19 protein-coding genes and 1 riboswitch are annotated in these 18,267 nt (G+C 36.1%); of the genes, 11 read left to right on the top strand and 8 right to left on the bottom strand.

Features of this window, described 5'->3' with window-relative positions:
• Nucleotides 1-5 precede the first annotated feature (5 nt).
• The 8 genes from RAH34_RS00775 (at nucleotide 6) to RAH34_RS00740 (ending at nucleotide 7,250) form a co-directional block, all read left to right on the top strand.
• On the top strand, nucleotides 6-869 hold the full coding sequence (locus tag RAH34_RS00775) for a DUF58 domain-containing protein (RefSeq protein WP_076597442.1): 864 nt from the start codon (nucleotides 6-8) through the stop codon (nucleotides 867-869).
• 59 nt (nucleotides 870-928) lie between these two features.
• The gene (locus RAH34_RS00770; protein ID WP_114819094.1) at nucleotides 929-1,825 is read left to right on the top strand and encodes a BatD family protein; all 897 of its coding nucleotides are present in this window, start codon (nucleotides 929-931) and stop codon (nucleotides 1,823-1,825) included.
• The gene (locus RAH34_RS00765; RefSeq protein ID WP_114819095.1) at nucleotides 1,818-2,810 is read left to right on the top strand and encodes a VWA domain-containing protein; all 993 of its coding nucleotides are present in this window, start codon (nucleotides 1,818-1,820) and stop codon (nucleotides 2,808-2,810) included. The genes RAH34_RS00770 and RAH34_RS00765 overlap by 8 nt, the downstream gene beginning before the upstream one ends.
• Nucleotides 2,810-3,817 (top strand): VWA domain-containing protein, encoded by a 1,008-nt coding sequence (locus RAH34_RS00760; protein WP_306594829.1) that lies wholly within the window; start codon nucleotides 2,810-2,812, stop codon nucleotides 3,815-3,817. Before RAH34_RS00765 ends, RAH34_RS00760 begins: the two co-directional genes overlap by 1 nt.
• 97 nt (nucleotides 3,818-3,914) lie before the next feature.
• Nucleotides 3,915-4,658: a tetratricopeptide repeat protein gene (locus tag RAH34_RS00755; RefSeq protein ID WP_306594828.1), complete on the top strand. Its 744-nt coding sequence runs from the start codon at nucleotides 3,915-3,917 to the stop codon at nucleotides 4,656-4,658.
• Between the two features lie 11 nt (nucleotides 4,659-4,669).
• Nucleotides 4,670-6,397, top strand: coding sequence for a BatD family protein (locus RAH34_RS00750; RefSeq protein WP_306594827.1), 1,728 nt, complete (start codon nucleotides 4,670-4,672; stop codon nucleotides 6,395-6,397).
• Nucleotides 6,398-6,441: 44 nt separating this feature from the next.
• Nucleotides 6,442-7,044, top strand: a complete 603-nt coding sequence (locus RAH34_RS00745) for a MarC family protein (protein WP_062674416.1) — start codon at nucleotides 6,442-6,444, stop codon at nucleotides 7,042-7,044.
• A 5-nt stretch (nucleotides 7,045-7,049) separates the two neighbouring features.
• Entirely contained in the window at nucleotides 7,050-7,250 is a 201-nt protein-coding gene (locus tag RAH34_RS00740; RefSeq protein WP_047434073.1) for a hypothetical protein, read from the top strand.
• A gap of 794 nt (nucleotides 7,251-8,044) precedes the next feature.
• Here RAH34_RS00740 and RAH34_RS00735 read toward each other — a convergent pair.
• From RAH34_RS00735 to RAH34_RS00715, 5 genes are all read right to left on the bottom strand, one after another.
• A complete protein-coding gene (locus tag RAH34_RS00735) occupies nucleotides 8,045-9,013 on the bottom strand; it encodes a chorismate-binding protein (RefSeq protein WP_306594826.1) in 969 nt (322 codons plus the stop codon).
• A gap of 159 nt (nucleotides 9,014-9,172) precedes the next feature.
• A complete protein-coding gene (locus RAH34_RS00730; protein ID WP_002977570.1) occupies nucleotides 9,173-9,601 on the bottom strand; it encodes a PaaI family thioesterase in 429 nt (142 codons plus the stop codon).
• A 63-nt stretch (nucleotides 9,602-9,664) separates the two neighbouring features.
• On the bottom strand, nucleotides 9,665-10,261 hold the full coding sequence (locus tag RAH34_RS00725; RefSeq protein ID WP_114819100.1) for a 1-acyl-sn-glycerol-3-phosphate acyltransferase: 597 nt from the start codon (nucleotides 10,259-10,261) through the stop codon (nucleotides 9,665-9,667).
• 315 nt (nucleotides 10,262-10,576) lie between these two features.
• Nucleotides 10,577-12,298: a PspC domain-containing protein gene (locus RAH34_RS00720; protein ID WP_114819101.1), complete on the bottom strand. Its 1,722-nt coding sequence runs from the start codon at nucleotides 12,296-12,298 to the stop codon at nucleotides 10,577-10,579.
• Nucleotides 12,299-12,309: 11 nt separating this feature from the next.
• Nucleotides 12,310-12,639, bottom strand: a complete 330-nt coding sequence (locus RAH34_RS00715) for a PadR family transcriptional regulator (protein ID WP_002977573.1) — start codon at nucleotides 12,637-12,639, stop codon at nucleotides 12,310-12,312.
• Nucleotides 12,640-13,157: 518 nt separating this feature from the next.
• On the opposite strand from RAH34_RS00715, the gene RAH34_RS00710 reads away from it, so the two are divergent.
• Nucleotides 13,158-13,859 carry a hypothetical protein gene (locus RAH34_RS00710; protein WP_306594825.1) on the top strand — a complete coding sequence of 234 codons (702 nt, stop codon included), beginning with the start codon at nucleotides 13,158-13,160 and terminating at the stop codon, nucleotides 13,857-13,859.
• A gap of 1 nt (nucleotide 13,860) precedes the next feature.
• Nucleotides 13,861-14,451: an HD family hydrolase gene (locus RAH34_RS00705; RefSeq protein WP_306594824.1), complete on the top strand. Its 591-nt coding sequence runs from the start codon at nucleotides 13,861-13,863 to the stop codon at nucleotides 14,449-14,451.
• Between the two features lie 55 nt (nucleotides 14,452-14,506).
• Here RAH34_RS00705 and RAH34_RS00700 read toward each other — a convergent pair whose 3' ends face one another.
• From RAH34_RS00700 to RAH34_RS00690, 3 genes are all read right to left on the bottom strand, one after another.
• Entirely contained in the window at nucleotides 14,507-14,890 is a 384-nt protein-coding gene (locus tag RAH34_RS00700; RefSeq protein WP_034699813.1) for an acyl-CoA thioesterase, read from the bottom strand.
• Between the two features lie 114 nt (nucleotides 14,891-15,004).
• Nucleotides 15,005-15,186: riboswitch (cobalamin riboswitch) on the bottom strand.
• A 34-nt stretch (nucleotides 15,187-15,220) separates the two neighbouring features.
• A complete protein-coding gene (locus tag RAH34_RS00695; RefSeq protein WP_306594823.1) occupies nucleotides 15,221-16,021 on the bottom strand; it encodes a hypothetical protein in 801 nt (266 codons plus the stop codon).
• 30 nt (nucleotides 16,022-16,051) lie between these two features.
• Complete coding sequence (locus RAH34_RS00690; RefSeq protein WP_306594822.1) at nucleotides 16,052-16,714, bottom strand: ATP-binding cassette domain-containing protein; 663 nt, start codon at nucleotides 16,712-16,714, stop codon at nucleotides 16,052-16,054.
• A 411-nt stretch (nucleotides 16,715-17,125) separates the two neighbouring features.
• On the opposite strand from RAH34_RS00690, the gene RAH34_RS00685 reads away from it, so the two are divergent.
• Entirely contained in the window at nucleotides 17,126-18,214 is a 1,089-nt protein-coding gene (locus RAH34_RS00685; protein WP_306594821.1) for a GEVED domain-containing protein, read from the top strand.
• Nucleotides 18,215-18,267 lie beyond the last annotated feature (53 nt).

Below are 18,267 nucleotides of genomic sequence, written 5' to 3'. Positions count from 1 at the left end.
CGTCTATGCAGATAAAAGATATTGTAAAAAAAGTAAAGCAGATTGAAATCCGTACCAGAAAAAAGACGGAGGCTGCTTTGATGGGGCAATATCACAGCGCCTTTAAAGGGCAGGGGATGACTTTCTCTGAAGTTCGTCCTTACCAGTTTGGAGATGAGATCAGAAGAATCGACTGGAATAAAACCGCACGTTTCCGAGAGCCATTTGTAAAAGTAATGGAAGAAGAAAGGGAGCTTACGATGATGATTCTTGTAGATATTTCCGCTTCCATGGATTATGGAACAAAGGTTCAACTGAAAAGAGAATATGTAGCCGAAATTGCTGCCAGTTTAGGATTTTCCGCAGCTGGCAATAATGATAAAGTAGGATTGATTTTGTTTGCTGATAAAGTATATAAGGTTATTCCTCCTCAAAAAGGAAGAAAACATATTCTTTCGATTATCAGCAATATTCTCACTGCAGATTATGTTCCGGCAGAATCTAAAATAGACAAGGCAATGGAATATATGATGGGGATTTTTAAAAGAAAATCTCTGGTATTTCTGTTTTCAGATTTTGAAGATGCCTATGATTCCAAAATGCTGAGAGTAGCTTCCAAGAAACATCAGTTGCTGGGAATGAGGATTTATGATGAAAAAGATAATGAGATTCCTGATGTCGGATATGCCCGTTTGCTTGATGTGGAAACCGGAAAAGAAATTTGGGCCAATACTTCCAGTGCGAGATGGCGCTACACCTTTGCTGAAGCTCAAAAACAAAAGCTGAGAGCTCTGGAAGAAGATTTTGCCAACAGCTCTGCCAGTTTTATGAATATCAATACCGGCTCAGATTATTCAAAATTATTGTATAATTACTTTCAGAAAAAATAACATCGGGCTGAGCTCGTAACTAAAAAAAACATAAGGCGTTTGCCTTTATTATTTTAACATTGAGAAAAATACTTTTAATATTATCTTTTCTGATCTGTGCAAATGCTTTTTCACAGATATTATCCTCTAACGTAGAAAAGAAAACCCTCGCTCTGGGAGAAATTAATCATCTTACCATAAAGATTGACAATCTTAATGAGCAGCAGGTTACTTCAGCAGCTAAGAATGAGCTGTTGCCTTTTCATTTTGAAGAAACCAAAGACAGCATCGGACAAACGGCTAACACCTATGAAAGAAAGATAGAATTTGCTGTTTTCGAAGAAGGAAAATTTACCATTCCTGAGCTGGAATTCAAAGTAGGAGATAAAATTCTTAAAACAATTCCTTATGAAATAGATGTCATTAATACGGCTCAAAAAGCGGATCAAATCAATGATATCATGAATAATAAGCAGGTGAAACTTGAACCCAAAGATTATTGGGAGCTTTACAAGTTTTATATTCTTGCAGCATTGGCAGCAATTGCACTCATTATTGCTATTATTATGTTTGTAAAATGGGGAAGAAAATCAAAGAGTTCTCCAGTAGTGGCTACCAATCAGACCTTAAAAGAACTTGATTCTCTTAAAAAGAAAAAATATATTGAAGGTGGAAACTTCCGTTCGTTTTATGTAGAACTGATCGATATTTCGAGAACTTTCATCACAAAACAATACCGCCTTCCGGCAGATGTACTTCTTACTGATGACCTTATTGAGGTCATGAAAAAAAATAATACCATCTCGCAGGATAACGAAAAAATAATAGAAGATGTTTTCCTTAGGGGAGACCTCGTGAAATTTGCCAAAACCTTCCCGGATCAGGAAACGATGGAAAGAGATTTTGCCAATATCAGAGATTTTGTGAAAAGATCATCCAAAGATCTAGAATTCGAAAACTTAAGAAAGGATGTTTAATTTTGAGTTTTACAGCCCATGGTTTTTGCTGCTTTTTCTGCTGTTTATTCCACTTTTAATTAAAGATATTGGAAGAAGCAAAAGAAAAGGTATAAAAGTTCCTACCATAAAAAATATGGACCACAGCGGGAGTATCCAGGGTGTACTTTTTTTACTGAAAATATCAAAATATATCATTCTTTCCGCATTGATTATTGCCATGGCAAGGCCGAGAACGTTTACCATTTCTCAGGACAGAGATGATACAAAAGGAGTGGATATCATGCTATCTATTGATGTTTCTCTAAGTATGCTGGCAAAGGATTTGAGTCCGGACAGAATTACCGCCCTGAAAGATATTGCCGTAAAATTTGTTCAGAAACGCCCGAATGATAGGATCGGAGTGGTAGCATATGCTGCAGAAGCTTTTACTAAAGTTCCGGTAACCTCAGATCACCAGGTAGTTATTGATGAAATTAAAAATCTGAATTCTGCAGGTCTTGAACCTGGAACAGCTATCGGGGAAGGCCTTTCCGTAGCTGTGAATCATTTGATTAAAAGCAAAGCCAAAAGTAAAGTAGTCATTTTAATGACGGATGGGGTAAGCAATATTCAGAATGCAATTCCTCCACAGGTTGCTGCTGAACTGGCAAAAAATAATAATATAAAGGTATATTCAATCGGAATCGGGACCAATGGTTATGCGCTGATGCCTACATCGCAGGACATTTTTGGAGAGCTTATCTTTACCGAAACAGAGGTTACCATTGATGAAAATACCTTGAGAGAAATAGCCCAGACAACGGGAGGTAGATATTTCAGAGCTACCTCAAACAGTAGTCTGGAAGAAGTATACAATGAGATCAACCAACTGGAAAAATCTGATGTGAAGGTTTCCAAGCTGTACAATTATGAAGAATATTTCAAAATATTCCTTTGGATTGCACTCGCTATGTTGGTGTTGGATGCATTGTTGAGATGGGTGTTTTATAAAATTTTAAGCTGATGAGTTGGTCTTTAGGAAATTATTGGTATTTATTTTTACTGTTGCTTCTGCCGCTGTTAGCTACCTTTTTGATCCGTTTTTTACAATGGAGAAATAAAAAAAGAGAAATTTTTGCGGCCAGCCAGTTTCATGAGAACTTATTTGAAAAAAGATCAGGATTTACAAAGTTTTTTCCTGCATTATATTTACTAGGGACATTATTTCTGATTTTCTCTATCATTGACCTTCTGAACGGTTCCGAAGAAGTGAAAAGTACCCAGAAACTGAATAATGTGATTTTTATGCTGGATGTATCCAATTCTATGAATGCTGAGGATATAGAACCAAGCCGTCTGGCAGAAGCTAAAAATCTGATGCTGGCTACCATGAAGAAAATGAATAATGATAAGATAGGTATTGTGATTTTTGCAGGGAATGCCATGTCTATTATGCCTCTGACCACCGATTATAATTCTGCAGAAACTTATATCAGCGGTATTGAAACCAATTCTATGCAGATTCAGGGAACAGATTTTCTGAAAGGAATGCAGGCTGCTGCTGAAAAATTTAAAAATGTAAGCAAAGGATCCAGAAAAGTGATTCTGCTGAGCGATGGTGAAGATAATGAAGGAAATGATAACGCTGCCATCAGATTAGCTAATAAAGAAGGAATAAGCATTACTTCTGTAGGAGTGGGTACAGATGAAGGTGCTCCGGTTCCGGAATATGTCTTCGGACAGTTGATGGGCTATAAAACCGATGCCAACGGAGGTACCGTGATTTCAAAAAGACAGACGGAAGCACTAAAGAAAATGGCGGAATCTACAGACGGAACCTATATTGACGGAAATAATATCAATGAAGCTCCCGACAGAATTGTAGATGCAGTGAATAAAAAATCGGCAGGTGCAGAAACTATGGTGAAATCACAGAATGCCAATCATTATTATCAGTATTTTCTTGCTGTATCTCTTCTGTTTTTCTTTTTAATTTATATTTTTAATCCTAAAAAAGATTTTAATGTGTAATTCCTTTATTTATAGAAGAAATTCTACAAGTACTTTAACCGAATTTTAACAAATAAAACTCTGTTTCTTAACATATAAAGGAATAATTTTGCAAGTAATGAATACTAAAATCATATTTTTATCGTTTATTGTTGCCATTTCGTTCTCAGGCTTCATGTTTGGGCAGGAAAGCTATAAGAATTTAGTGTATGAAGGCAATCAGAAATTTGACGGTAAAGATTATGACGGAGCCTCCTCAAAATACATGGAAGCGATAAAATCCAATGATAAAGATTTTACCGCTCACTACAATATGGGGAATGCATTGTATAAAAGTAAAAAATACGAAGAAGCAAAAGCAGAGTTTGAAAAAGCAGAAAAACTTTCACAGACACTACCCGATAAAGCGGCTGCTCTTCATAATTTAGGGAATGCTTATATGCAGATGAATCAGCCGGAAAAAGCTGCCGACTATTATAAGAAAGCTTTGAAGCAGGATCCCCACAGTGAGGTAACCAGAAAAAATTATGAGATTGCCAAACTGAAAGAGAAAGAAAAACAACAGCAAAAAAACGAACAGAATAACTCAGGAAAAGGTGGCGGCGGAAATGATCAGAACAAAGGGGATGATCAGAAAGGCGACAAAGACAAAAAACAGGATCAGGGTAACGGCCCACAAAACGAAGGCAAAAGTGACCAGGGTGACAATCCTAAGCAGAATCAAAATAATGAAGGCAGAATGCCCAAGAATCTTGAAAATGCGATCTTAGATAAAATAAACGAAAAAGAAAAAGAAACCGCCAGAAGAATTTTAAACAAAAATTCTTATTCGATGCCTGAAAGCAACGAGAAAGATTGGTGATGCAGCAAAAATTGATTTACATATTGCTTACTCTGGCATCCGTAATTACTTACGGACAGGTAAATCTATCAATGGATGCAGATAAAACCGAATATGCAGGTAAGGATATCATCAATCTGACCATTGTTCTTGAACTTAACGGAAGTGACCTTGTACAGCAGACAGGTTTCCAGCTTCCGGATCTTTCAAAATTTAATATCATAGGAAGCGGATCTGTTACCAATACCGTGATTGATCCGGCTACCAATACTTTAATTACTCAGAAAGTTTCCAGAATTGCTCTTGAACCTAAGAAAAAAGGGAAAATAAAAATCGGTTCCGTTCTTGTTACCGTCAACAACAGAATCTATAAAACAGAACCTTTTGATGTCAATATCCGTGATATTGTCGACAGAAGATCTCTGGCAGCAAATACTTCCAATGATGTTTATCTGAACATGGAAATTGATGATCGGGATGTCTATCAGGATCAGCCTACTGTTGCTGTTCTGAGAGTGTATTCAAGAAATATAGATAACCTGAGAAAGGTGAAAAATATCCATCTTCCGCAACAGGATAATATCAACGTACATCCTATTAGTTTTGATAAGTCTGAGATAGACCCTTCCGGATACGGCAACATGCCTTCGCAGGTTCTTGCTATGTTTATGGTATTTCCGAATGAAGCAGGATATGTGGAAGTTCCCGGAGTATCAGCTTCAGTAAGTACTTACTCCAATAAAACAAAAATTGTTTCCAATAAAGTTAAAATCAACGTAAGAAAGCTTCCTGAAGGAGCTCCTGAATGTTTTAAAAATGCTGTTGGAAACTTTAATGTGAACGTATATAATGCTTCCAAGGAAAAACCGGAAGCAAAAAAACCTCTGAATGTGGTAGTAAAAGTTTCAGGTGAAGGTAATTTACCGGATATGGAACTTCCTAAAATTGCTGCCTCTCCGGATTATGAAGTTTTTGCCCCGAAAATTACCACTAAAGTAGCTCCGGGAACTACAGGAATGAAAGGAGAGATTCTGGCCAATTATGTGATTATTCCTAAAAAATCAGGTGTCATTTCAATTAAAACAGAACAATTCGCTTTCTTTGACCCTGCGAGTAAAGAATATATAGATCTTGGACAGAAAACTTTGGACCTGAATGCATTTTCTCACGATCAGATTCTGGAGGCACGTTCTACCGTAGAAAAGGTTAACGAATATACCAATAATCTTCTGGAGACGGTAAATACTCCCGTATTAAAAACCACTTCATTCAAAGTAAAAGAAAAAAGCAAATTCCACTGGAATATTCTTTTGACCAATATAGCTATTCTGATCAGCTTATTTGTTGGGTATCTGCTATTTAAAAATTGGCAAAAAAAACGTGCATTAGTTAGGGAAACTGTACCGTCCAAACCTTTAGGTTCAGTGGCCGAAACAGAAAAAGAGATCAGAGAATTGATGAAAACGGATATCAATGATTATTTCGGATATCTGGAAAATCTTAAGGATAACGGAGAGTATGAAAAGTTCTTTGCAACGCTGGAAGAATTGGATGAAGAAGTAAGAGGGCAGTATTTTCAAGGCTCTACTCCGGAGTTTAAGACTTTTCTTGAAAAGCACAAAGGTTCTTCGGTTGCAGAAGAATACAGTAAACTACAGCAGAAAGTTCAGATGGAAAAATACAATCCTGTGAAATCTGCTGAAGCTTTGGAAGAACTTTTGAAAACTATTGTTAATTTATATTCACAAATTAGCAAATAATCAGTTTATTTTCATATTTTTGCGAAATTTTTAATTACAAAGAGATGGAAATTTTTGATGGTTTTTCTTTTAAAGAGATTGTTACCAGCTTTATGGTTCTTTTTGCCGTGATCGATATCATCGGCTCAGTTCCTATTATCGTAAGCCTTCAGCAGAAGTTTGGACAGATTGAAGCCGGAAAGGCTGCCATTACTGCCGGAGCTATTATGATTGTTTTTCTGTTCGTAGGAAATAAGATTCTTAAGCTTATTGGAGTGGATGTAAATTCCTTCGCGATTGCCGGAGCTTTTGTGATTTTTGTCATAGCACTGGAAATGATTTTAGGAATTGAAATTAATAAAACCACCGAAGCAAAGGCTGCATCCATTGTGCCCATCGCATTTCCACTGGTTGCGGGAGCTGGAACCCTAACCACTGCACTGTCTCTTAGAGCTGAATTTCATGATATTAATATTATCTGCGGAATTATTCTTAATACAATTTTCGTATATTTGGTGCTGAAATCAGCGAAATGGCTGGAGAAGAAAATTGGGGATGCTACTTTGATGATCCTTCAGAAAGTTTTCGGAATTATCCTTTTGGCAATTTCAATTAAATTATTCACCGCAAATTTTGCCCAGTTGGTGCAGAATTATATTAATTTTTAAGAGTCATGAAGAAGTTTTATAAAGTATTTTTAGTACTGTTTATTGTATTCATCACCATCAATCTTTATGCTATCAACTGGCAAGCGACAGATATCCTTGGAGATGAAGATAACATTAGGTTTGCATTCTCAGCTGGAGCTGCTGCCATAGGTCTTATCCTGCTTTTCGTAATGGATACCTGGAGCAGAATCGGTGTAAAGAAATAAATTGAATATTTCAATATAGATATAGCCTCTTTCTTTTTGAAGGAGGTTTTTGTTTTCTAGGTGTAGATAAAGGGAATTAGGTAGCAGCGATTAGGAACAAGGGATTAGAAATTAGGTGTCTTAAATGCAATACTGTTTTTTTTGTATCAATAGGAACGGACTTTAGTCCGTTTAAATAAAACATATGATTTAATTGGCTTCAGCCAAAACCTAATATTATCACGCAAAGCCCGCAGAAGGATAATAAATGGCTTTTAAAATCGTTCGCAAAGGCGTTGCACTCAGCAAAGAAAATACATATAGATATCTGTGCAAATCTGTGCGATCTGTGGGCAAATCTAACAATATCAATCTATATTACATAAATAATTAATCTGTTTAATTCAATAAAAACGGGCTTAGCCCGTTCAAAAAAGATAAAGAGACCTAAGCTATTATTACGCAAAGCCCGCAGAAGGATAATAAATGGCTTTTAAAATCGTTCGCAAAGGCGTTGCTACTCAGCAAAGAAAATACATATAGATATCTGTGCAAATCTGTGCGATTTGTGGGCAAATCTAACATTATCAATCTATATTACATAAATAATTAATTTGTCTAATTCAATAGGAGCGGGCTTTAGCCCGTTTAAACAAAGGAAATATATTCCATTGGCTTTAGCCAAAACTTATAATTATCACAATACTCGCATAGGTTTTTATGAATGGTCGTAAAATCTTTCGCAAAGGCGTTGCACTCAGCAAAGAAAATATATACCAAACATCTGTGCAAATCTGCGGGCAAATCTAAAAATATTAGAAAATAACCAGGTTTTTCAAAATAGCTTCAGACTTCAGCTCCGTCTCTCTCCATTCCTTTTCAGGATCACTTTGAGCTGTTATTCCACCTCCTACAAAAACATGGACTGAGTTTTTATAAAGTCTTGCACAACGTAGATTGACAAAGTACAGAATACTCTCATCCGTTTCAACCTTGATATAACCAGCATAAAATTCACGGGGAAATTTTTCATATTTACGGATATTCTCATTGCAAAAATCTTTTGGAATACCACAGACTGCAGGAGTAGGGTGCAGATCCTGAATAATTTTATCAAGATCTTCAGGTTGTATACTGGTCTTAAAATCTGTTCGTAAATGTTTGATATTACCGGAAATATGGTCATAGGTTTCCGACTGGTCTATGTGGTCAGAATAATTTGTCAGAATATTCTGAATATAATTGGTAACCGGCTTTTGTTCTTCAATTTCTTTTTCAGACCATTCCTCTGATACCGGAAGAGTTCCGGCAAGGGCCATGGTTTCAAATTCATGAGTACTTTTATTAAACTTCCCTAATACTTCCGAGAAAGCTCCCATCCAGGCATTTTTTCCGTCATTGAAAAGATATCTGAAAGCATTGGGATACGATTTACATAAGTTTTTAAAACTCTCTGTATAATTGACTGTATGAAAATCTGTAAAGATCTTCCTTCTTGAATAAACAAGCTTTGGCAGATGGTTTTCTTTGATGACTTCAATGACTTGCTGTAAAGTGTGGCAGTATTCTTCTTTTGTTTCAGCGGAAGAATTTGTGGTATCATCATTCAGAGCTTCATTGGTGATCAAAGTTCTATCAAATTCAGTGGGATTTATTTCAAAAATATCTCCGTTGAAGGTAATCTGATCTGAGCCATTATAAGAAAAAAAGTTTACTGCATTTTTAGTGTTTTTTTCGTCTGCAGACAATAATCTTTCGTCGAAAGGAAGTTTGAAATAAATCATGAGCTATGAAGGAATTTTGAAAATCAACAGCCGGAAATACTATAGAAAATTCCCAGCCTAATTTTCTTTTTTGCAAAGGTATTACTAGTCTTAAAGATGTCAAAATAAAAAGAGCTTAAATTTATTTTAAGCTCTTTATTTTTTATGTTGCAGTAAGTCTTATCTGTGAATAATATTATTTGTCATTGTGGTATGATTGATCAAAACTCCTTTTTCATCACGGATTTCAATTTCAGAAACGTGCATTGTTTTGCCTTTTCTGATAAAGCGTGCTGTAGCAGTTACAATACCATCTTTTTTGCTTCTTAAATGATTGGAATTGATATTGGTTCCCACTCCGTAATATTTTTCGCCATCGATAAAAATATTAGACAGGCTTGACCCTAAGGTTTCAGCTAAAACACAGCTTGCTCCTCCGTGCATGATTCCAAAAGGCTGGTGAGTTCTTGGCAGAACAGGCATGGTTGCGGTAAGGGTTTCATTTTCGAGATCAATATCGATGAATTTGATTTCAAGTGTTTTGGCAAGCGTTACATCACCCCAGTTATTGATGAATGCTAATATTTCTTCTTTTGTCTGACCTTTCATTTTTAATAATTGATAAATGATGATTAATTTTGCTTCTAGCTTCTAGCTTCTAGCTTCTAGCTTCTAGCTTCTAGCTTCTGACTCAGTTCCCATAATATTAGGATTCCAGTTTTCCGGGACTTTAGGAACAATGTCATTTTTGACATAATAGTCCTGAATTTCCTGCATTATTTCTGAAAAAGGGACTGATGCAATTCTTTCATAAGGAATGGTGTAGCCCAGGTAAACAATTTTTCTTTTAAAATCACCTGCTGCCAGCACAATAGGAACTTTTGCAGCCAAAGCCATATGATAAAATCCTTTTCTCCATTTCGGTACCCAGCTTCTGGTTCCTTCCGGAGTAATCACAAGACTGAAATCTTCTTTAGAGAACTGATTGGCTACGAAATTTACAAGATCATTTTTCTGGCTTCTGTCGATCCCGATACCTCCAAGTCCTTTTACGATACTACCATACCAGGCTTTGGTATGTGCATCTTTAATGATAATTTTTAAAGGTTTCTCCAAAGACCAATAGGCGAAATTTCCTAAAATGTATTCCATATTATGGGTATGGGGTGCTACCACCAGGATACACCTGTTCAGATTGTTGACATCGCCCTGTAGAACGACTTTCCAACCTAATACTTTTAACATTGCTTTGCCTAACAGCTTTTTCATAGATTTCTTGGATTAAAAACAAAAAAGTATAACCAAACTTTGGTTATACTTTACAAATATATTGAAATATTATTGCTCTTAAAACAAACCGCTAATTAAATCTACGATTTTCATTACGAATTCCATTGCAAATTGTATCATGATAAGGCTGTGTTTTTGATTGGTTGGTTATTAAATTTTAGCTTTACGAAATTAAAACTTTTTTTTCACATAAGAAACTAAATGAGGTTTTATTTTCACTTTTCTGAGAGAAGAAGGGTGTGAATTTCAAACGGTTGCCATCCACCCACACCTTCTACCACTCTCTGAAGTTAATTATTTAGTTTGTATGGAAATTTCGTTTTTTCCGTCTTTGATTTTGATGTCCATATCTTTATTTGATTTTTTGATAGTAGACACTGCAGAATCAATTACTTTCTTTGCCTGGTTGTTCGGAACTTTTTTACCGTTTACAATGATGCTGTCTTTGTCATCTGAGTTGTATTCGATGCTGGAACCGTTTACCGTGATTTTATTTTTTTCAATTCGGACATTGTTATGGTCTTCATTGCTGTCCTGATCTTCATCATTGATCCCGTCTCCGTCTAAATCTCCGTCCATGTGAATACGGTCTTTATTCATAGAGATCACCACTGCTTTTTGCGGAACTACAAGTTCATAATCTAGGCTGTAATCTCTGAATCTGTGCTCGTATGGATATTTGATATAGTTGGGAAGTAATATTTTGTTATTTACCACTTCTACAGGAACCGTAAGCTGAATAGGGAAGTTATATCCTTTTCCTTCTTTTTTAATAATCAGATAAGGGGTTTTGATATCTGGTTTTCTGGTTACATCTACAGAAATATAATCTTCTTCATACACTGTTCTTTTATCAGAATAAATATCATTGTTGTACCCTTTGAAATTCTGGGGAATGTTGATCTGTTTTACATCTACATACACGGTATCTGAAGTGGTGTTGATGGCAACATTTTCTACATCTTCCTTGCTTCCTCTGTAGATCATGTCTTTCTTAGCCATGCTGATTCCGAAGTAAGTTCCAAGTCCGATCAAAAGAAGGAATAAACCACCTACAACCCATCCGATATTTCTCAGTTTTGTTTTCGGAGAGAAGATCTTGATGCTTAATAAGCTGAAAAGAATTGCCGGGATTAAACTTCCGATCACCATCATCGCTGCCAGTACTTTATCAAGTCCCTGATCGTCCATATAGAATCTGATTTCATTAGCTCCGGGGAAATCTGTATCCATCCCGAAAAGACCGAATAAAACAAATACTCCTATTATGCTTCCTACCGCCATCAATACGAAGAATCCTCCTACGATATACTTGAATACATTCCAGATTCCGCTGCTTGCGTTGTTGATATAAGGTTTGTTTTCGTTGTATATTTCTCCGACCCTCTGAGTAGATTCATTGGCAAACTGTACCAATTTATTAGACTCATTCTTAAGATTGTCGAAGTTCATAGGCTTTCCCTGCATTTTCAGGAAATCTGCTGCTGTTTCAGCTTTTGGAAGTACGATCCAAAGGATTACATATAAAAGACCTATTAATGAAGAGGAGATTGCTGCTGTAAAAATTCCTAGTACGAAGATTCCCAGCCAAATTGCTCTCATGGTAGTAATATCCATTCCTACATATTGAGCTAAACCTGCACAAACCCCTGCTACTTTTTGTTTTTCCGGATCACGGAACAATTGTTTTTTATCGGTATAGTTGGATCCAGAATATTGTTTTCTGGAAGATGTTTTTTCAGAAAAATAAGCTTCTTCCTGTTCTTCGATTTTTTCAGGACTTCCGATTTGTGCGATTACCTTTTCTACATCGGTATCGTTGATCACTTCACGTTTTCCTAAAGAATCTTTGAAAATCTCCACCATTCTTATTTCTATGTCATGCATTACTTCATCAGCCTCAGAAGCATCCAGAGAGCTTCTCAGTGCATTCAGGTAATCGCTGAGCTTTATATATGCGTGTTCTTCTATGGTAAAAGAAAAACCTGCGAGTCCTATTGAGAGTGTCTTGTTCATAGCTTTGTTTTTTAATTTTGTTGGGTGATTTGGTTTACTGAGGCTGTCAGTTCATTCCATGTATTGAGTAGTTCATCCAGGAAAAGTTTTCCTTTTTCTGTGATCTGATAATATTTTCTGGGTGGTCCTCCTGTAGATTCTTCCCATCTGTAAGAGAGAAACTCTCCGTTTTTAAGTCTTGTAAGAAGAGGGTAGAGGGTCCCTTCCACTACATCCAGTTTTCCTTTTTTCAGTTCGTCAATAAGATCAGAAACATACATTTCGCGATTATTGATGAGACTTAGAATACAGAATTCCAGAATTCCTTTTCGCATTTGCGCTTTGGTATTTTCGGTATTCATCTTTGATAAGTTTTGTTAATTAGTTATATTTTTAGAAAAATGCCCCTAGCTAGCTGAGCCTATTCTAATTTTACATTACAAAGATATGTAAATAAAATGGTATTATGCAATACAAAGTAGTGAAATTTTTAAAATAAATTGTTTAAAATGTTGAAAATCAATATAATAATTTTAATCATCAATTTTGAGTCAAACGGATTTTAGAAGAAAATGTCTGAGAATTTTTAAATTTTTACATAGAATTTTGAAAATTGGAGAGAAAAAATGATCTTTTATCACTTATCACTTATCACTTATCACTCATGTTCTAGCCCCGATAGCAGCGGTTACCCCACAGCAGCTATGGCTTTAGGCAGGCGCGAGGAGTAAGAGCGGATAGCGGGAGACAGCTCCTTATTATGAATAGGCTTTTATTGAAAAGGTAATTCTGCCAGATAATGAGACCGGTGTTTTGATATCGGTATTATGATTCGTATTTTTGTTAGCAATAAAAAACACCTAAATCATTTACTAGTACCATGAATATTTTGAATAAGTACAAGCACTTATCGTCATTCCTTTTATTGGGTCCCTTATATTTCGGACAGTATCAGTTTGAGGTTAAAAATGTATCAAAAAGTTATGATGCCGTCATCCAGATAGAAGATTGTTACGACGACAGATGCGGAGGAAAGGGAACGGTGGAGCTGTTTGATCATAAAAACAGCAAGGTACAGACTTTTGTCTCAGAGGATCTGGTTTTATATACAGAACAAGGTCAAAAGCCGATCCAGGGGAAATTGATCCCCCTTTTGAAAGATCAACGGGCTGTGATTATAGATGACTTTAATTTTGATGGAACGGAAGATGTTGCGGTAAGGAACGGAAATATGGGAAATTACAGCGGGGCATCTTATGACGTATATGTCTTCAACAAAACAAGAATGGGGTTTGTAAAAAGCGATGAACTTACAGAACTGGGCTCAAACGGCCTGGATATCTTTGATGTTGATGCCCGGCGTAAACGTCTTATTTCCTATGGGAAATCCGGGTGCTGTGATTTTTTTACCACAGAATATGCTGTAATTCCGAATAAAGGGCTGGAAAAGGTCCTCGAAAAACAAGAGGATATGAGTATAGAAGGTAGTGTAAAAGTAATCACTAAAGAAAAAATAAATAATAAATGGATTACCAAAACAAAGGTATATCCGTCTGATCAATATAACAGAAATAAGAAGTAAGATGAAAATTCAGAAAGAGATCGATTTTATTCTGGCAGTAGATGCGCTTAAAAATGTACAACGACGAAACTATAATGCAGACGATTCCCGAAGAGAGAATACGGCGGAACATTCCTGGCAGATTATTATTCTGGCTCAAATCCTTTATCCGTATGCTAAAAACCGTGCAGATATAGATTTGCTAAGGGTGATAAGAATGCTTTCTATCCACGATCTTGTAGAGATTGAGGCCGGAGATACTTTTATTTTTGATGAAAAAGCCATGGTAGGAAAGTTTGAAAGAGAGAAAGCTTCTGCTCAGAAAATCTTTGGAATTCTGGATGAACCTTTGCGTACTGAATTTTTTAATTTATGGCTGGAGTTTGAAGATGAGAAAACACCAGACGCTATTTTTGCGTGTGGGATCGACAGAATCATGCCGTTTATCTTAAATTCTCATACTTCCGGAAAGAGTTGGACTGAAGCTGGAGTGACAGAAAGACAAATCCGAAATATGCTTGAAAATGCGATCAGCAGAGCATCGGATGAAATGGGAGAGGCGTTTGAGCTTTTATTGGGTAAAAGTCTGGAAACAGAAAAAGTGCTGAAGTAATTTCAATGAAAAATATATAAAGCTTCGGGCGGCCTTTGGCCGCCCGAAATTTTATTTATAGTATCTGGATTGGTTTCTTGAATTCGTCAATCGCTACAAAAGTAAAATCACCTATAATTGCTTTTTCTCTTTCATAGGAGTACATCTGTTCGGTGTAAATCTCAACATTTACTTTCATACTGGTTTTTCCCACGTATGAAACTTTCCCGATCAGTTCCACAATGGTTCCGGCAGGAATAGGCTTTTTGAAATCGATCTTATCGCTGCTTACCGTTACCACTCTTTTTCTGGCAAAACGGGTTGCGGTGATAAAAGCTACCTCATCCATCAGCTGCATTGCAGTACCTCCAAAAAGGGTATCGTAATGATTGGTGGTGTTGGGGAAAACCGCTTTAAAGATTCTGGTTTCGGATGCTTCAATTCTTTCTTCTGTAGTCATATATCATTATTAATTAAAGCGATAGGAAATGATTGGAAACAACAGAATAATGACAGGAACTTATAGAATTCCTGAAACAATCCATCAGATCAATACAACTTCAAATCGCGAAAGTTACATGTTTAAGAAAAAGGCAGGTCTCCTGACTTGTAACATCATTTATCTCCTTCCCATGCCTCGCACAGTGGATCTTTGATAAAGACTTCAGTTACTTTACAGTTGCGCGACAGTCCGTGATTTTCACACGGTTCCCTTTTAATCTGCAGTGATGCAGAACCAATTTCTGTGATGAATAAGCGTAAAAACTTTTCGAATGCAAAAATAATGAATTTATTCCGGATTATGATAAATAATCTGGCTGATTACTCTTCCTTTCTTAATCGTCCAGAGTGTGGTATATCTGTTTTCTCCTGAACCGTTGATCATATAAAGGAAAATATTATCATTGTCAAGGGAAGTTACTCCAATGTTCTCAAAATCCATGGTAGGCTGGAACATATTTTTGATAGCTTCTCTTACAAAAACAGATCCTCTTCCGGGCTGCTGTACTCTGATGGATTTGATTTCAGTCATACCTTCAGGAAGATCATTCCCGATTCCCCATGGTTTCACTTTATCAATGGTGAGAATTTTTCCATCTGCATCTTTTTCCTTTTTACGGTATCCGGCATTGGACGGATAGATATCAATTACCACTTTGCTCCTTTGGGCAGTAGGGATTTTTGGATCAGAGTTGTCGGTGAAGATCAGGGATCTTCCGTTTTTGGATTTGGATGGAGTATAAGCGGGAAGCTCGTCCACATACGCAATACGTCCTTTATTTACCATTCCTTCTTTATCCAGAGTTTCATACCGTACAAAAGGTTTGTCGTCATCCTGTTTTTCAGGATATTTGATCCAGATCCATTCCGTTTCTCCGGGAGCAGGTTTTACATAAACAAATACATCTCCTTTACGCATACGGATCTTATCTACAATTTTTCGGTAATCGTCTTTATGTACGCGTACGTTGGCATATCCTTCTTCAGCTTTTACAACTCCAAAAGGAACTTTAGTCTGCCCTTTTACAAAAGCAATAGATAAAATACTGAAAGCGGATAAATAGAATGCTTTGTTTATGAAAGTCATCATGAAAATTTTTTGATCCTTCAAATATATAAATTAAATGCTTTTCGGAAGATAATTATACCGTTGCAGTTCTTTAAAATCTTGTATTTGTTTCAGATGACCGTCCGAAAGCAGATATGTGATTTTAGAAATATCCAGAACATCCTTAAAATTATGATCAGAAATAATGAATCCCCTATTCTCAGACTGTTCAATAATTGCAGCTTTCAATGCTGCAGAAACTTTTGGAGAAAGACTGTGGAAAGGCTCGTCCAGTAAAATAAAATGCGATTCAGAATAAATAATCATCAAGGTTTCAATAATTCTCTGTTCACCTTTGGAAAGATTTTTAGGTTTTTCATGAAGGAAAGGCTGTACGAATTCTGATGTAAAAAGTAGCTCAGTATTCTTTTGATTACAAAAAAGAGGAATCAGGTTTTTGATTTTTATAAATTTTGGCAGAAAGAGATTCTGAGGTAAGTAAGCAATTCTGTTTTTTCTATCGGACATACTTTTCAGAATAGTGTTGTCATATTTTATAAACTGACTATCACCATACTCAGTTCCGAAAATAATTTTTAACAAGGTTGATTTTCCAACACCATTTCTGCCCAGAATTCCAATAATCTGCCCGGTTTCACATCCTAAATAAATATCTTGAAGGATCTTATTTTCTTTAAAAGATTTGGTTATGCTGTCAATATGAAGCTTACTCATAAAATTCCTGTTATTATTTTGACAATCAAACAGAAGGCTACCGTGAATCCCCAAAGGAAACTTCTGGAAAATCCTAAATTGGCATAAAAGTAATATTCATTTTTAAACCGGAGTTCATAGATAAAGTAATGAAGGACAGGAGATATTAAAAGAAAACTCAATCCGAAATTCTCAATACTGAAAGAGGATAAACAAGAAGCCAATAAAGAAAATATCAAGGTGGGAATTATTATTTTTTTATAAAAAATCCAGAGAGTAGAAATACTTTTGAACATATTAGAAGCATGAAGTTTCTGTGTGTTTTACACTTTATTATCAAATATATTAAAAAATACAAAGCTATATGAAGAAAGTCTAAGCTATATTTGAAAAAATACCCTATTTTTCAAGGAAATTTTAAAACTAATAAACATGACCAAAAAACTACTTTTTGTATTCTCTTTTATGTTGGGAATTTCAAGCCTTCAGGCAGCCCACAAAATAGAAGAAGAACCTCAATCTTTATTGTACTGTGATACCAATGCTCCAACAGGAGTTCAGATGTCGAATATAACACTTACTTCTGGAACAGTTACCTGGACTGCAGATCCTAATACTCCGGATAATATGATAAGATATAGAATACCAGGAACAACTTTCTGGATGACGGGTACACCCGTATCGGGTCAAAACTCTTTCACAATTACAGGTTTGCAGCCTTGTACAGTGTATGAAGTACAGGTAGTGAAAGTGTGTACGACACAGGGATTATGGTCTAATCCTATATTTTTTACCACTACCATTAATTATTGTGCAAGTGCTTCTACAGATACCACGATGATGCATATTTCCAATGTGACTGTAAATTCTACAGGAGTTACCTCTCCAATGGTAAGCGATTCCGGACCTTCCAATTATATAGATTACAGAAGTGACCTAAGCCGTAGAGTTAAGTTTTTTATAGGAACTACAGGAAATAAGCTTTCAGTAACCAATACCTGGACGGCAACTCCAGGTACAACAACAGTAACGGCGTGGATTGATCTTAATGCCAACGGAATTTTTGAATCCAACGAAAGAGTGATGGTCGCCAATAATGTCACTCAGGCAGCACCGGCTGTATCTGTGTTTACGATTCCAAGTCTGGCAGCAGTGACACTATGTGGTGTTACCATGAGGGTTATTTCCAGTCAAACAATACCTTTAGATGCCTGCAGTACATTTACCTATGGGGAAGTTGAAGATTATGGAGTAGATTTGATCAATCTCACCCTTGGAGTGGAAGAATCAAGAAAGTCTGTAAAACCTGAAATTTATCCCAATCCTGCCTCTGATGTTTTAAATATCTCCGGAATTTCAGAAGCAGCGGATTATGAAATTTACAATGCTGTAGGACAGAAAATTAACGGAGGAAAAGTTTCAGATCATTATGTAAACCTTAATCATTTGTCAAAAGGTGTTTATTTTATCCAGTTGAAAGATAAAGAAAAGGTAACCCGATTAAAATTTATTAAGAAATAACATAAGAATGAATGGTCTTAAACTATCTCTATTTTAACCGAAATTTTGATTAA

This window comes from Chryseobacterium sp. WLY505 (assembly GCF_030846215.1).
Taxonomy (GTDB): Bacteria; Bacteroidota; Bacteroidia; order Flavobacteriales; family Weeksellaceae; genus Chryseobacterium.
Note: the sequence above shows the minus strand (reverse complement) of the source record. Positions and strands in the feature narration are given on the sequence as shown.